Source organism: Acinetobacter larvae (assembly GCF_001704115.1).
In the GTDB taxonomy this organism is placed as follows: Bacteria; Pseudomonadota; Gammaproteobacteria; order Pseudomonadales; family Moraxellaceae; genus Acinetobacter; species Acinetobacter larvae.
Window position 1 is genome coordinate 507,093 of the sequence record NZ_CP016895.1, and the last position, 16,579, is coordinate 523,671.

Below are 16,579 nucleotides of genomic sequence, written 5' to 3' on the forward strand. Positions count from 1 at the left end.
TTATTTTATTTGAGCGTAGAGGTGATGAACTTTAATTAAGACTTGAATTAAGATAAGTGCTGGCGATGGTGCTGGCATGCATAGCAAGGGAAATGAGTGGGTGGGGAGATTATGGGCTTAACATGACAGGTTAAAAACTATAGCCAAAGTAACGTTCAAAAATTTGTTTAAAATATTGTGAACTGCTATAGCCAATACGATTGGCTGTATTTTCTACAGAGATACCCTCTTTTAATAATATTTGTGCGTGTCGCATTCGAATACTCAGTAAAAACTCACCGATGGTTTTGCCCGTGTGTTCTTTAAATAATCGTTTTAAGTCGCATTCATTGGTACCGACCATTTTTGATAAATGGCGAATGGTGATCTTATTTTCAAATTGGTTTTCTAAAATATTAATCGTTTCTTGAATCAGTGCAGGGATTTGGTCGATCTGGGTATTTTTATGCAAAATTAAACTCAGTAATTCTAAAGCCGCACCTTCTAAATGCAGTAAATTGATAGAACTTTGTGCTGGTGGAGCATTTAGTAAATAGTGTGCTTGATGTAAAACATCTTTATTGGGAATATGAATAGTCTTTATAGCAGGCATGCTGGTATTGAGGAAAAAAGTTGCGAGCTCATGTTGCTCAAAGGTCGACCCAATCACGGGTAAGAGAGACTCATTGAAGTCTAAACTAATGAGTGACATATTCTTGTTGGCTGGTAGGTAGATGGTTTGTACGCCGAGATTACCTTTACGTAAAATGATCATTGGAGAGCGTATTTCGTATTTAATATTGCTTTGGTGGTTTTTAATATAATGTGTGCCTGATAATAAAATCGTGATACCAAAAATATGGGTACTGACTTTAGTCTTGATTGTCAAAGGGTGATGTAGCCAATATTTACCTTTACCCACACATAATTTACCAAAGTCATAGCGTTCACGATAGCCATTCCCCTGAGCCGGATTAAGCCGATTGAGATAATGGTTTGGAAGTTGTGACTGTGTATCTAAAAAAACATCCCCGACTTGTTTAAGCATTGCTTGATGCAAATCAATATATATTGGCATTTTTTTGCTTCTTTTTGAATATAAATGATATTTAATTCTTATGAAAACCCGTTGAGATGTCAATACATATTGTTAAGAAAATATAAAATATAATAAACATAATAGATTGAAAATAGACTACTTAATGCAGAGCACTTGTCGAAAGCTGATGCTCAATTATTGCTGTGAATAGCGCAAATTTTAATAAGCTGGGCAGTTTTCTATATACCATATTGCTAATTATTAAATCTTAAAAATCAAATATATTCCCTAAGTTATTTTAAAAATTCCCGATCCATTCTGGTAAATCTAAATTATTCTCAATAGCATCTATAGCGATCGAAATCAATAATATGCGATTTAATCCAGACTGGAGCGAGGGTGTTTATGATGTTGTACTTTGCCGTAGCAAAGGGTCTTAATGCAGTGAAAAAACTCCCTATTTTTTTAGCAAAGACAGTGATTTATTCTCATCGCATCGTCCTGCATTATTGGTGTTGAGGCGTGCATTCTGCTTTGGCTATTCCAGTGCTGTTGCCCAGTCTATCTCTGTATCATCCTACGCATTTTAATCTGCTATTGCTAAAAAATATGCGTTCTCCAATCATGGCTTGTGATCTAAAGAAAGCTTAAATCCATTTGCTTTAGCACATTATTGATTTCAAAAAAGCATGATGCTTATGGTTTTGTGTGCCCTATAGCAAGGGCTAGTTTGTGGCGCGCTGCACCTACTGAAAAATCTAGCAAAGCATCAGAGTATAAAATTCATAATGAAGTAAATCTTAATAGTGTATTTGCTTATTGGGTGCTTGAGTTATCTAGAGTAGAAGAGCTACTAAATCATCTGCATTGAAAAAAATTCCGTTGCAGAAAAGGTTGTGATGATGGGTTGTGAGAACAGAATCGTCGTGACGCAGTCATATTGTAATCCCGAAAATAAGTTTAAAAAGGCAGTATAACCATGCATTTACAGCAAGAAATAATGAAACAACTCGAGGCTGTATTGGCGGTCGATATCGAGCAGATCGAGGCCGATGATAATTTAATTGCTCATGGTTTAGATTCTTTGGCAATTATGCAGATTGTTGATGTATTTGAGAAAAAATATAAAAAACCGCTGCAATATGTCGATTTTGCGATGTCGCCGACCTTGCAAGATTGGCAAGCTTTAATTCAAACGGCTTTGCAAACAGATCAGATAGATCAAACAGATACCGCGTCTACGGTGATAGCGACTTGGACATGCCCATCTGAGACAGTGCCTTTATCGGCGATGCAGTATGCTTCTTGGGCTGGGCGTCAAAGTGAAGGGATTGCAGCACATTTATATCTCGAACTGAAAGGACAACATATCGATGTCGCACAATTGCAACGTGCCTACCAGTTGCTACGGCAACGCCATCCCATGCTCAATGTTGCTATCGCCAATGCGCAACAGCACATCCCATCGATACAGCAGTCGACATTGCAGGTCGAAGATTGGCGCGATCAGAGTACAGCGCAGAGCTGTGTTTTGTTGTCAAAGAAGCGGCAACGTTTGAGTCACCAACAATTGGCTGTTGCAGCAGCTCAAGTCTTTGAATTGCAACTCAGCTTATTGCCTGAACAACAGTATGTGCTACATATTGATAGTGATATGACTGCGATTGATCCACCTAGCCTAAGGATTGTGCTAGAAGATTTGGCTATGTTATACCGTCAGCAACAGCAAATCGAAGATTTAGATCCGATGCCCACAGGCGATGTGGCATCTGTAGATCAAGCTGCTGGACGGGTATTGTATTTTGATTATCTTCAGCAACAGCAGCAGCCTGAATTTTTACAAGCAGTCTCTCAAGATCAGCAATGGTGGCGAGAACATTTGCATGAGATCACAGCGGTGCCCCGTTTACCGTATCTGGTCGATGGTCTACGCCATGATGCTAGGCAATTTGATCGTTTGGTCCATCAGTTTGATCCAGCAGATCGCGTCAAGTTACAACAATTGTGTACGGCACAGCAACTTGATGTCGAGACAGTGTTGCTGACTTTATTTGCTAAGACCATAGCATTTTGGTCGGGTTGCCAGCCATTTCGTTTGAATTTACCGCGCTTTAAGCACTTTGATGGCGGTGTTAGCGGTGCAAGGGTGGTTGGCGATTTCTCACAATTTGATCTCTTGCGTGTGGATTTTAGTCAATCGGCAAGTTTGGCTGAGGCGATTCAGACTTTGGCACAGACAAGGCAAATACTCGCGCAACATGATGCTTATACGGGCATTGATGTACTACGAGATTTGTCCAAACATCATCAACAACAAGAAAGCGCACCGATTGTTTTTAGTTCAATGCTGGATATTGGTGAACTTTTCTCAACGTCTGTACAGCAGTCTTTGGGGCAGCCGATTTGGTGTATCTCTCAAGGTCCTAAAGTCGATCTCGATGCACAGGTTGCCTATTACAATCAGGGCTTGGTGGTAAATTGGGATATTCGTCGGCAAGCTTTTTTACCCAAAGTGGCTGCCGCCATGTTTGACCATTATATTGCCAGCATTCAAAAACTGTTGCGTGATGGCGTTGCCATGTTAGAACAAGCTTGGTCATTTCGTTTAGATAGCACACAAATGATGGCGCGCGCGCAACAAAGCCCAGCGCTATTGCAGTTATGGGCAGAAAAGATGCCAAACACTGCTACTACACAACAATTTCGGGTCTGTCAGGGGGCTTTGATGGATTGCCCAGATTGGGTAATTGGTCGCTTATATGTCAAGTCTATAGCAGCGCTACAACAGCATGGGGCAGCATCTCTGGAGGTGACACAGACAGATTCTATCGATCAATCTCAACTTGATTTGAGTACTCGGACTTGGGTCGATACAGGCTATCAAGCTTATTTTGATGATCAATCTACACTGCATATTTATTTTGAGCCGAGCAGTTTGTGGCAAAAAAATGGTTATTGGGTTGATGCACAGTTGCTCCAATCTGCACTGGAAAATATCGCAGGGGTGCGTGCGGCACGGGTGGGGCAGCTGAGCTTGGCGGGGCAACAGCATTGTGTCGCCTTGTTCTGCTGTGATGCAACGGCACAATTGAGCTTGGCGTATTTGCAGGAAGCTTATCGTCAGCGCTTTGCTACCTCTTTGTGGCCGACTCGAAGTTATGTGCTTGAGCCAGATCAAGTTTCTGTTGCAGAACTACAGCAGATTGATTTGACGGCATGGTGTAGCAGCCATCTGGCTTTAGAACAATTGGCACAACAAGCTGTTCGCATGAGCCCGGTACAACATGCAGTATTTTTGCTTATGGCGCATGTATTGGGGCAGCCTGTGAATAAACCTGACCTGAATTTTGATTTTTTTGATCAAGGTGGGGACTCTTTGTTGGCAATACATTTTGTTGCAGCACTCAATCAATATTTTAAAAATTGTCAAATTAACATAATTGATGTCTTTCAGTTGCGCACTGTACAGCGGTTTGCTGCTCATATTGAAGAAAAGCTCCCGCAACGCGCTGAACATATTGCAAAAATCTTTTGCTCAATGTTGGAGCATGCCTCATGAATGCTATCACTAGACCACTGAGCGCAATGCAAAACGCTTATTTATTGGGAAAATCAGGGCTCTTTCCTCTCGGTCAATCATCGATGCATGATTTTCGGGTTTTTCATGGTTGGGTTGATCTAGCGGCTTTAGGCATACGGTTGCAGGCCTTGGTGCAGAAGTATGCTGCTTTACGTACCTTAATTGATGAGTTGCGTTTAGAACAACGGGTTTTGCCATACATTGAGATTACTGATCATTTGCAAATCATTGATCTATCAACTCTGCCATGCACAGTAGCCATGCAGCAATTGACGCAGATAGAACAACAGTTTTGTCATTATCGCCATGCCTTGGACATTCCACCTTGGCAAATTGCTGTCGTGCAATTGCCAGCAGATGCAGCACATGCACTGGTTATTTTTAGTAGTTTTGATGGTTTGATCGTGGATGGCTATGCCATTTCTGTTTTGCTTGATGCCTTGCTCTATCAGGACTTGCAAAGTATTACCGCCAGTCCGGCAACGCTAGCACCTCATTGTGAAGATGTCCAAGCTTCTGTGTCGGATCGTCAGTTTTGGCAGCAGTATCTGGCACAGGTGAATGATATTCCTGCATTACCGTGGCTCACTGCGCTAGATAAAATCAGCACGCCGCATTATCGGCGACAGGTTTATAGTATTGCCCAGTCGCATTGGCAGCAGTTATCGCACATGGCGGTAGAACATAAGGTTTTGCCGAGTTGTTTATTGAGCAGTCTGATTTTAGACGTATTGTCAGCTTGGAATACCGAACGCCGGCTTCTACTGTCACTGCCGACTTCAACAGCGACCTTAGATGGTGCGGTGGGCAACGATTCATCCTTTATTGTATTGAACTATCAGTTTGACCCGACACAAGATGTGTTAGATGCAGCTTATAAGACCCAGCACGATATTTTAAATGCCATGGCACACCGTTCATTTTCGGGGCTTGAGATTGCGAAGTATCTGATGCAAAAAACTCAGCAAAGTCTGGTACTCCCTATCGCCCTAACCAATGGCTTGACTTGGAAGAAGCTGCCGCGATCAACAACACTGCATTATGTGACGGGTCAAACCCAGACACCGCAGTTGGCACTGGATATCCGCTTAAGTCGGTCTGCCGAGGATGATTTATGTATTGAAATGGACTATGTGGTGGAAGCGCTGTCTGACCACATGGTTGAGCAGATGTTGCAGGCTTTGGCACAACGCATCTCGACCTTGTTAGACCTTGGTCATCTATCACAGCGTCTAGATGCTGGTGCCTATACTAGAACAGCTGGGAATGAGTTAAAGAAAATAAAGGCGGAAAATAAGAAACAGGAAGACAAGAAACAAGCAAACGGGAAACAAGCAAATAAAGACGAAAGAGTTGATGCGCTTGAACTGGGTGTTGAGCCATCTGAGCCAATAGTGCAGATTGAAAATTATCTGGCAAAGATTGAACAGCATCTATATTTAAAGCCGCTGCATACAACGGCTCTGATCTATGCTGGACAGCAAATCAGTTATCCGCAACTGGCACAGCAGGTGCGTCGTATGGCTCAGGCTTTAGATGCAGCGGGTGTCTGTCAACACGACGTCGTGGCTATTTGTATTGCTAAAAGTCCAGAATTTATCTATAGCCTATTGGCCTGCGCACTGAAAGGCATTGTATGGTTGTCGATAGATCTTGCTGCGCCGCCTGCACGACGAGATTATATGCTCAAAAATAGTGCGGTGAGCTGGATCATTGCACCCGAGACTGATGTTGAACATACACAGTTGCAGATTGCCTATTTAAACAGTGCACAGATTTTTAGGTCAACAACATCGGCTGGCGCTGCTAAGTCTCCTACATCCTCTACGCCCCTTGTATTCTCTAGGTTCTCTTGGTCGTCTATTGTCGAAGATGACCGTCAGCAGCATCCCTGTGGGTATCGATTTGATGGCTCTCCTGCTTATTATCTTTATACCTCTGGGAGCACAGGCAATCCCAAATGTGTTGTGCTCAATCATCTGGCCACAGCCAACGTCTTGCAACAAAGCATAGCACGTTGGAATCTGCAACAAGATGACGTCCATTTTGCAGCAACGCCGTTTCATCATGACATGTCCATCTTTGACATTATGGCGCCATTATCGGTTGGAGCAAGTCTGGTGATTCCACAGCAACAGCAACAGAAAAATGCCGTGGCGTGGGCAGAGCTGATTGCGCAGCATCAAGTTAGTATTTGGTGTACGGTGCCAGCTATGGCTGAGATGTTGCTGAGTGTAGCACAGCCGCAGCAATTAAAAAGCTTAAGGTTGATTTGCCAAGGGGGAGATTATATCAAAGCGACCATGGTGCAGGCTTATCGGCAACACCTACCCGATGTCACCATGATGTCACTCGGTGCGCCAACAGAAACCACGATCTGGAGTATCTGGCATGAGATTCAGCCAAGTGATCGTAGTGTAATTCCTTATGGTCAAGCGCTTAGCCATAATCAGTTTTATATTTTAGATGCTTATGGCATGCCTTGTCCGACAGGTGTGGTGGGGCAGTTGTATATGACTGGGCTGAATTTGGCCAATGGTTATTTGTTGGATGGTCAACTGAATCAAAAAGACTTTGTCTATTTGACCCTGCCCGATGGGCAAAAAAAACGTGCTTTTCGCATGAGTGATAAAGGGTATTGGCGGGAGGATGGCTCAATTATTTTCGCTGGGCGAGAAGAGGGCTATTTAAAAGTGCGCGGCGTGCGTATCGCGGCGTTAGATGTAGAAACAGCGCTGCTGCAACATCCAGAAATTTTAGAATGTGTGGTGTGTACGGTGGTTAATCCACGCTATGAAGAACAGGAGTTGATGGCTGTATATCGCAGACAAACGCCTGCCACAATGCATCAAGCAGAGGCGACGCATCAGACAGAGGCGACTGCACCCGCGATGTTTAAAAAGTTTTTACAACAGTCTTTGCCAGATTCACATATCCCGACGCGTTGGCTGGCTGTAGCAGATTTTCCTCTGAGCCAGAATGCGAAGTTAGATCGTAAAGCGATTCGACAATTGGCGCAGCAAAGTGTGCAACAAGGCTATCAAGCCACAACAACATGGACCGCACAAGCCGCTGTACAGTCGGAAGATCAACAACTTGAGCAGCAAATATTGCACTATATACAACAGCTGATACCAACGCCAAGCCATGCTCTGTCTTTGCATAGTGACATGATCAGCATGGGGTTAAACCCACAAAAGCTTTTTCAATTGACCACGATGCTGCGTACAGCAGATGGTTTGGTTATTGATTTTAAAAAATTATTGGCGTGTAAAACCCTTGCTGAATTGATTGAGCACATCCGTATGCAACACCCACTACATTGTGCAGAGAGAGCCCTATGAATTCTAAACAGCACATCATGAGTGAAGCATTGTTTCGCTTGTTTGAAAATGCTATTCAAGACCAAGACCAAGACCAAGACCAAGACCAAGACCAAAGTGTCCAAGACCTTCTGCCCACAAGTAAAATATCAGTCCCAGATCAATCCGATAATACCGCAGGAGACAGCCTGACTTTTGTAGAACAACGTGCTTGGATGCTGCATCAACAAAATCCCTTGGCGGCGTCTGGGACATTGCTGCATGCATTACAGCTCACGGGTACATTGCAATATCAACGTTTGCTTGCCGCTATAGCTCAGTTATATCAGGCAGATTCCAATTTAAATTGGCGTTATTGTATGGATGATCAGGGGCGATTGAGCAAGCATCACGAGCCTGATGCTGATCAACAGCTGGTGTTGCAGTCTGTTGGTGATGTTCAAGCTGCGATTCAGTATTTACTTGAGCGGATACAACGACCTATTGATTTGGCGCAGGAAGCCGCCTTGCAGTTTTATCTATTTCGTTTAGATGCCCAGACCGCGATACTTGGTATGGTGGGACATCATATTTTATTGGATGACAGCGCTTGGCAAAGTATTTTGTGTCATTTAAGTCACTTTTATCAGCAAAGTCCAAGCTATCAGCAAAATCTAAGCTACCAGCAAAGTCCAAGCGCATTGGCAGTTAATCCAGCGCCAGTATTGCCTAAGCGCGATCAGCAACAACAGTTGCATTATTGGCGTGAGCATTTTCCCCATGGTTTTCGGGCGCTAGCTTGGCCTGATTATTTCTTGGCAGCACCAAACAGCACCCCGTCTTTGGTGCATACGCAGGGCTATCGCGCAGAGTATTCGGCAGTCAGTGGGGTTAAACGTTTTGAGACTCATATTGCAGCGCAGGGAATTCAAGCCTTAAGTCAGGCGGCGCAAGCATCCTTGCTCCATTGTATGGTGGGTTTATTTGCCGATTATCTGTGCCGGATTTTGGCTGTTGATCGCGTTGATCTCATGTTGCCCGTGGTCACACAGTATGGCGTGGTTGAATTATCACAGATTGAATCTCGTTCTAATCTTTTACCCATCCATTTACAACAACAAGATGATGCCAATTGCAGCATGCTCAGTCGTATGATGCAGATGCGTAATCAAATTTTACAAGGCATGGCACATAATGTTGCCATTGAACATATCCTCTCGGCGACCCATAGCCCACGCACGACTTTACCAAATATTTTAGTGACACAGTTTGTCGATGCTGCGCAGTTTTTACATTTAGAGGGGATTCACGCTCAGGCTTTGTCTATTCCACCGATTGCTGCGGACTATGATGTGAGTTTGGCATTTCAGTTACAGCCGCATGAGCAGATTCAGCTAGAACTCACCACATCAGAGCGCTTGACGCCTAGTATAGGCGCGCTGTTATTGGAACGTTTTGCGATCTTTTTACAGCAAGATTTTCTGCGTGCAGCGGTATCTTGTGCACCGTGGTGTTCGTCGCCACAGCAGACACCACCACAGACATCACCGCAGACACTACAGATAGACACAGCCGCTACGCACGGTGTTGCGCCAAGCATTGGTGCAGCATCTGATCTAGATGTCGTCGTGCATCCGCAGCCTACTGCTGTGTCAGATGGTCCTGAGGCTAAATTTTCTGATCAGACAATCAAGCAACAGCAATACAGTGCGCTGATTTTACAAGCCTTCAAAAATATACTTGAGCAAGCATCATTAACGGTTGAAGACAATTTTTTTGATTTTGGTGGGCATTCGATTTTGGCAACACGGGTCATTGGTCAATTACAGCGTGACCAACAGATGTATATCGATATTGCAGATTTCTTTAAAGCACCGACTGCAGCCGCGCTGGCACACTATGTACGGCCCATTGTGCCGACAGTAACGCAACCACAACCCGCTCAGCTGCAAGTTGAAGCGCGTATCGTTGCACCCTTAAGCCGACTACAACAGGAACTGATGCGTGTTTCAGACCATGGTCGTAATCCGATGTATAACATTCCCTATGCCTTGGCGTTTAGTGAGGATTTGGATGAACAGGCATTTTATCTCGCCTGCCGTGACCTGTTACAAAGACACCATGCACTGCGCAGTCTGTTTGTGCAAACAACCAGTGTGCAAGATGGCGAGATTAAATATGATCAGACCGTGATTGCTATGCAGCAAATAGATGATTATCCATGGTTTTTCTATTCAATACCAGCACAGTCAGCATCAGCGAAGCAGATCTTAAGGCAAGAAGCCAAGCATTCTTTTGTACTGACAGAACAGTTTCCTATACGGGTTCGTTTTATGCATGATGAACAGCAGCGGCATATTGTATCGTTGTTGTTTTATCACATCGCCATGGATGGTTGGTCTAGCGCGATTTTTATCAAGGAATTGATGCAAGCATATCAGGCAAGGCGAGCAGGGCGCGTTGTGCAGTGGAACAATACACCACGACAATTTCATCAATATGCCGTGGCGCAGCACAATGCTGCGTTGCAAACCCAGATGCAGTATTGGTCGGATAAACTCGGCAAACTTAAAAAAAGCCCGCCGCTATTGGGGACGGCATATTTACAGCAGCACCCGCATTTGGCAGAAAGTAGCGCGGGCGCTGCAATAGCATTTGATCTGGATGAGCAAGAAAATGCGGCATTGTATGGTTTAGCCAAACAATATCAGTCTTCGATTTTTTATGTAATGTATGCAGCAATTGTATTGGCTTGTCATGTGTTGGGTGCTGGGCAACGGGTACTCACCGCCACCTCTGTTGCTGGTCGGAATGATGTCGATTATCAGGATACGCTAGGATATTTTAGCAATGTCGTGATGCATCATACCGATTTTAGTCAATGCAACACGCTACAAGATTTGGTGCAGTTGGTGCAGCACAATATTCTGGAAGCCAGCCACTATGCCGATGTGCCCGTAGCTATGGTGGAAAGATTGGTACGTGCCGATGATGAAGTTTCGCAAGATAGTCCATATGAAATTTATATTCAGTTACATGCCAAAAATGCTTTAACGGGGGATTTTCAATGTGATGATGGACATCAGATCAAATTTTCTTTGCTTGAGCCCGATCGAGACTTGGCGGAATATGGTCTGCATTTTGCAGTATATGAAGCGTCAGGGTTTGCGCAACAGCCGCTAAGCGTCGTGCTGAACTATCGGATTTACCGGTATAGCACAGCACAGATTGCACATATTCAAGCCGTGGTTCAACGCGTTTTACATTGTTTGGTTGCAATTGCGGCTGGAAAGCAGATGAATTTAGCTGATATTCGTCGTCAGTTGATGCAATAGACCGCATTGTGTTCGTAGAATATACGCTCGACAGTGCAGCAACATGACTGTCAATACAGCAATAAAACCGCATCAATAAAACCGCGTTCATAAAAGCACATCAACTTGTTCTTTTAAATCAACTGCGCTGCAGCTGTTTCAGCTACTGTGTCATCATCGATGCAGTAGGTGATGATTTCTTGTTCTAGATGAATAAAGTTGACCATAAATTTCTCTTGCCGCTCAAGGCAGGCGATATCAAAAAGTATAAAGTTATACTGTAGATTGATATGTAAGCATTGAATATCTCTAAAACGAACGAAGAATAAGTAACGCTGATAAATGGCTTTGATCAGGCTTTCTTTGGCAGAGAACAGTAGAAGATAAATATGAGATTCTTGTGTAATAAAATCTTTTACATATTTTATTTCTAGTTTATTTAAAAACTGATTCAAGGTGAGTTTATTGCTGAGGAATACGCCATTATGGTTTTTGATTTCGATATCAAGCCCAACAATTTTTCGCTTATCTCTTGTGGTATAGGCAATTGCAACACCAGATGTGCTGTTGTACATGGCATGACTAATACTACCAATAATATGTTCTGGCCATAAAGGTTCACCCCCTTTGCCTTTATAAATGGTGAAATCCTGTCGGTAATTTAAATGACTTAAGCTATATTTTGCTGCTATACGACCAATTAAAAATTCACATTGGCGTTTAGTCGCCGATTTTTGAATGTTATTCGGCATATTAATATTCAAATTCTGATAAAGCTTATGGAGCGCAATATTTTCATTATGCTGCAGGGCTACATAGTGCAGAATAATGCCTTGGTCATTGATTTGTTTATATTGTGCGGGTTCGAAATAGATCGGTTGTTTTGTCATTGCTGTTGTATATATAAATAGAGTGAGTCAAGGAAATAGATCAGTAGCGAGTATGAAAAAAATATATTTTGGAAAATATGTCAGCTTTAAGAGGTGATTTGTTGTAGCTGCTCAGTAATAACAGACAACAGCTGGTTTAGGTTATCGGGTTCTAGAAAATAAAAATGATCCCCTGTGAGTATATGACATTGCCGCCATTGTGTTGAATACGCTTGCCAGTCTTGCATCATCGCAGGCTGTGGAATAAACGGATCTTGTTGACCATAAACGCTCATCACAGCTTTTGAACTAATGCTGATTTCGTCATTTAGCATTGCATCGCTGAGGTGAAGGTCATTGCGTATGATTTTAAGAAAAAATGCCAGAGCACTGGGATTGCTGCGTATTTCATCAGGAAAGTGATTATAGTGTTGCAGCACTCTCAGTAATTGCTGATCATCTAGGTCGGTATATTTCTGCATCTGCTTGAGATAATAGGGCGCAGGGCGGCTACTTATAACCAGTAAACGTAGTTTTTGATAGATCGGCTCATGGCGTAATTTGGCTTCGATTCTCCATAATAAGGATGCGCCGACACTGTGTCCGAACAGTATAAAATCATCAGCAATCGCATAATTTAAAATTTCTTGACATAAATGTTCAGCCAAGTGTTCTGGATGATAAATCAATTGCTGTGTGATCTTTAAACCATGTCCGGGATATTCTAAGGGGATAATCTCGAACGGTGTTGCTGCTGGATGATGTTGCCAGTTTCGATACATAGACGCACTGCCACCCGCGGAGGGTAAACAAAACATTAAACTGCTTTTTGTGTTGGTAACAGGAGTTATTTCCATGCGTTTATCTTCATCTTTTCAGTTATTGGGTACTTCAATCCTATTTTCTATTTGAATTGATCGAAGTCTATTTGTAGTATTGTGAGCTACTACATATTTTATTGCTTAAGTTAAATATAACTAATTAATTATTAATATAAAAATATCTACGCTGTCAATCAATATTATAGCTTTTATTGAGGTTTTATCTATTTTTTTATATATAAAACAAGTGCTTTCCTTATTATATAAACATATTGCTGATAATTTTATTGCTTGAGAATGATTCTTGATAATATGCAGCTACTTTGTATTTTAATTTCATTATAGGGCGAGAAATGAGCAGTGGATTGCACATTAAAAAGAGCATAATTTCGGCATGTATTGCTGTATTTTTTCTACAGGGCATGCATGTATTTGCCGTACAGAATATTGCGCATGATCCTGCTGATCCAAGCGCTGATGTTACACCAGCACCACAGTTACCCGCGATAATATTAACGGCAGATGCTGCGGATAAACTGGCTCAGGGGCAGATTACTCAAACAAACCAAGCGGGCATGTTAGGTGAAAAGGACACATTAGATATTCCTTTTAGCGTGACAGGTTATAGCGCTGCATATATCGAAAATCAACAAGCGACATCTGTTGCGGCGGCTTTAAAAAGCGAGCCTTCGGTACGGACTTTATTTTCTGCCAATGGTCTTGGTGAATATTTTAATATTCGAGGTTTTTATACCCAGAGTCATGAATTGGCTTGGAATGGATTATTTGGTTTAGTACCGCATAATCGCATGCCCACTGAGTTTTTAGAGCGTGTCGAAGTATTTCGTGGCAGCAGTGCTTTATTAAATGGTATGTCTTTAGGTGGTGCGGTGGGTGGCGTGATTAATGTCGTCCCAAAGCGTGCGACCCGCGAGGATATGACCCGTTTAACGACCAGTTATGCTTCAGATCGCCATATTGGTTTACATGTCGATATTGGACGACGTTTTGGTGAGCAGCAACAATTTGGAATACGGGTCAATGCCTTAAAATCGCAGGGTGATTTAATCATCGATGGTCAAGATCAAGATCGCCGTTTGGGGGCAATTGCTTTGGATTATAAGGGAGATCGTTTAAATGCCAGTCTGGATATATACGATATCCATGAAAAAGTCGATGGTGGTTTACCTTTGATGCTGAGCTTTGCATCATCCAATCTGCCGAAAGCCCCAGATTCTAGTATTAATACACAGCCTGGCAATTATGCACATACGGAAACGCAAGGGATTATTGCAAATGTGCAATATGAGTTTTTGCCTGCTTGGACGGCTTATTTCACTGCAGGTAGTAAAAGACAGAAAGGTTATGGTGCAATTGCCAATAACTCTTTAGGCATGAATGCACAACCGAACGGAGATTATAAAGCCATGTCACGCATGACGGCGAATGATACCAATGTGCTTGCTGCTGAAACGGGTATACGCGGTAAATTTAAATATGGTGCGGTACAGCATCAATGGGTCTTCAGCGGTAATATGATTGAGCAAGAAAGTTATAGTGCGATGAATGCCAGCGCACCTTGGGATTCTAATATTTATCGTCCTGTTGCAGGACAAATTGCGGCTCGTCCCAGTTCAGTACCGAAAAGCTCTGAAACGACATTATCGAGTTTAGCATTGGCAGATACCTTGTCCTTGCGGGAAGATCAATATCAATTGATTTTGGGGCTGCGTTATCAACGGGTGCAATCAGATAATTTTGCGGCTAATCGTAATCGATATGATGAGACTGCTGTGACCCCAGCACTTGGCATTGTAATGAAACCTTGGGGTGAACAGCTTTCTTTTTATGTTAATTATATTGAGGGCTTATCAGAAGGCGCTCGTGTCTCCGATACCACTGCCAGTAACTATAATGAAGTTTTTGCGCCCTATAAATCTAAACAATATGAGATCGGCAGTAAATGGGATATTGGCACATTTAGAAATACCTTGAGTTTCTATCAAATTATACGACCCAGCCTCATTAAAGATTTAAGCAGTAATCGATACCGTGATGATGGCAAACAACGTAACCGTGGTGTGGAATGGACCACGGCTGGTGAAGTGCTTGAGCATGTCCGTTTATTGGGCGGGGTTGCATATCTAGATGCGGTACAGCGTAAAACTGCTGCTGGTGCATATGATGGTAATGATGCAATGGGTATTCCACATTGGCAATCTAATCTGGGCTTAGAGTGGGATGTGCCCTATCTAAATGGTTTAACGCTTGGGGCGAATACGGTTTATACCGGCACAATGTATGCCGATGATGCCAACCAGCAGAAAATACCATCATGGAGCGAAGTTGATATGAGTGCGCGTTATACAACGATGATTGCAAAACATGCCGTAACATTAAGAGGAGGCGTCGATAATCTTTTTGATAAAAAGCATTGGGCAGGTGTTTGGAATGGTTTTAGCTCGGTGAGTGGTACGCCACGTAGCTATAAACTCGCTGTGCAAATAGATTTTTAAAAGCATTTGTCTCATATTTGATGAAGTTGCGCTTGGTTAAATAGAGCCTCATTAAAAAGGGCTTGGTTCAATCGAAGTGAGTGAAATAGAGCTTAGTTTAAAAGAGCCCAATTTAAAGGAGCTTAGTTAAAAAGAGCTTAGTTAAAAAGAGTTCAGTTTAAAAGAGGTCCGTTAAAAAGAGCATAGTCAAATCAGGTCGAGTATTAAGATGCTGTCTATACTGTGTTCTTGATGTGCAAGCGGCAAAGTAACCAGCAGAACTTCATTGCGTGTGTGAGGCGACTGTTATTGGTCGAGTTGTTGGCGGTAAATAATAGACAGCTGAAAGATGCTGGACCACGTGGGATTGATTGTTGTATTGCGCTACCGGCTTTGAGATAACGCAAAGTCGGTAGTTGATTATGCAGCAGTTTAAGATCTACAGATTTACGCTTTGGTCGAGCAACTGGTTTTGAGAAGCTTATTTTGCGACGCTAGACTTGATTGCCCAATAGCTGCTATCTATTTACCTTGTCCATTTTCCATGAATTGGACGTAGAAAAATAGCCAAGATTGCGATTAAGCAAATTTCAATAGAAAATGCCCAAAATAAATGTCCAAAAACCTCACTAAATAGCTCATAAGCATTTAAGTTCCATAACCATCCGGTTTGACCATCGGCATAGGCCAAAGGGCGAAAGCCCAATAACGGGATGAGCAGACCATGCATAATAACGGTGATTAAAATACCGTACAGGGCACCATACCACGTGCGAATTTGGGGATAAAAAGCTGAAATAAAAATATAAACAAAGGCAAAGGCAAAACTAAATAACCAGTGATATGTAGTGACCACGCCCGATACATTAATGCCTTGATAGAGATAATCCCAAGAATGTGCATGAAAGCCAAATGAGCCAAACCATTGCTCTATATGTGCTGCCGGCGGGGAAATGTCTTGTGCAGTACGTGGCGGGAAGTTGACTTCGCTGCCCCATTTCACCAAAGAACTGATCGCGCCTGCAACAAGAGTCGCCCAAAATAGAATTTTGAGATTGATTGCGTTTTTTAGCATAGAAAACTCCAAGCGTTTTGAACCGTTAATGTTTGTTGTTTTGATTTATAAAAGTGATTTAAATATAAATAATCAATTTAAAATCAAGTGTTAAGGTTAAGTTGT

At 42.7% G+C, this 16,579-nt stretch carries 8 protein-coding genes; 4 read left to right on the forward strand and 4 right to left on the reverse strand.

Going from position 1 to position 16,579, the window contains the following annotated elements; all coding sequences use genetic code 11:
- Positions 1-130: 130 nt before the first annotated feature.
- A complete protein-coding gene (locus BFG52_RS02300; protein WP_067552083.1) occupies positions 131-1,057 on the reverse strand; it encodes a helix-turn-helix transcriptional regulator in 927 nt (308 codons plus the stop codon).
- A 961-nt stretch (positions 1,058-2,018) separates the two neighbouring features.
- Here BFG52_RS02300 and BFG52_RS02305 point away from each other — a divergent pair.
- The 3 genes from BFG52_RS02305 to BFG52_RS02315 are packed head-to-tail and all read left to right on the forward strand — an operon-like array spanning position 2,019 to position 11,235.
- Entirely contained in the window at positions 2,019-4,577 is a 2,559-nt protein-coding gene (locus tag BFG52_RS02305; RefSeq protein WP_169817558.1) for a phosphopantetheine-binding protein, read from the forward strand.
- Entirely contained in the window at positions 4,574-7,942 is a 3,369-nt protein-coding gene (locus BFG52_RS02310; RefSeq protein ID WP_067552089.1) for a non-ribosomal peptide synthetase, read from the forward strand. Before BFG52_RS02305 ends, BFG52_RS02310 begins: the two co-directional genes overlap by 4 nt.
- Positions 7,939-11,235: a condensation domain-containing protein gene (locus BFG52_RS02315; RefSeq protein ID WP_067552092.1), complete on the forward strand. Its 3,297-nt coding sequence runs from the start codon at positions 7,939-7,941 to the stop codon at positions 11,233-11,235. The genes BFG52_RS02310 and BFG52_RS02315 overlap by 4 nt, the downstream gene beginning before the upstream one ends.
- 113 nt (positions 11,236-11,348) lie before the next feature.
- On the opposite strand, the gene BFG52_RS02320 is transcribed toward BFG52_RS02315, so the two are convergent.
- Both BFG52_RS02320 and BFG52_RS02325 read right to left on the reverse strand, forming a co-directional pair.
- Positions 11,349-12,104 carry a 4'-phosphopantetheinyl transferase family protein gene (locus BFG52_RS02320; protein WP_067552095.1) on the reverse strand — a complete coding sequence of 252 codons (756 nt, stop codon included), beginning with the start codon at positions 12,102-12,104 and terminating at the stop codon, positions 11,349-11,351.
- A gap of 86 nt (positions 12,105-12,190) precedes the next feature.
- Complete coding sequence (locus BFG52_RS02325; RefSeq protein WP_081408597.1) at positions 12,191-12,940, reverse strand: thioesterase II family protein; 750 nt, start codon at positions 12,938-12,940, stop codon at positions 12,191-12,193.
- Positions 12,941-13,257: 317 nt separating this feature from the next.
- Between BFG52_RS02325 and BFG52_RS02330 the strand changes: the two genes are divergently transcribed.
- The gene (locus BFG52_RS02330) at positions 13,258-15,420 is read left to right on the forward strand and encodes a TonB-dependent receptor (protein WP_067552101.1); all 2,163 of its coding nucleotides are present in this window, start codon (positions 13,258-13,260) and stop codon (positions 15,418-15,420) included.
- 505 nt (positions 15,421-15,925) lie between these two features.
- Here the strand turns inward: BFG52_RS02330 and BFG52_RS02335 are convergent.
- Positions 15,926-16,474: a YagU family protein gene (locus BFG52_RS02335; protein WP_067552104.1), complete on the reverse strand. Its 549-nt coding sequence runs from the start codon at positions 16,472-16,474 to the stop codon at positions 15,926-15,928.
- Positions 16,475-16,579: the final 105 nt, after the last annotated feature.

Bases quoted from the DNA above. Each gene is read 5' to 3' on its own strand.
- BFG52_RS02300 (WP_067552083.1), bottom strand. From the start codon at position 1,057: ATGCCAATATATATTGATTTGCATCAAGCAATGCTTAAACAAGTCGGG.
- BFG52_RS02305 (WP_169817558.1), top strand. From the start codon at position 2,019: ATGAAACAACTCGAGGCTGTATTGGCGGTCGATATCGAGCAGATCGAG.
- BFG52_RS02310 (WP_067552089.1), top strand. From the start codon at position 4,574: ATGAATGCTATCACTAGACCACTGAGCGCAATGCAAAACGCTTATTTA.
- BFG52_RS02315 (WP_067552092.1), top strand. From the start codon at position 7,939: ATGAATTCTAAACAGCACATCATGAGTGAAGCATTGTTTCGCTTGTTT.
- BFG52_RS02320 (WP_067552095.1), bottom strand. From the start codon at position 12,104: ATGACAAAACAACCGATCTATTTCGAACCCGCACAATATAAACAAATC.
- BFG52_RS02325 (WP_081408597.1), bottom strand. From the start codon at position 12,940: ATGGAAATAACTCCTGTTACCAACACAAAAAGCAGTTTAATGTTTTGT.
- BFG52_RS02330 (WP_067552101.1), top strand. From the start codon at position 13,258: ATGAGCAGTGGATTGCACATTAAAAAGAGCATAATTTCGGCATGTATT.
- BFG52_RS02335 (WP_067552104.1), bottom strand. From the start codon at position 16,474: ATGCTAAAAAACGCAATCAATCTCAAAATTCTATTTTGGGCGACTCTT.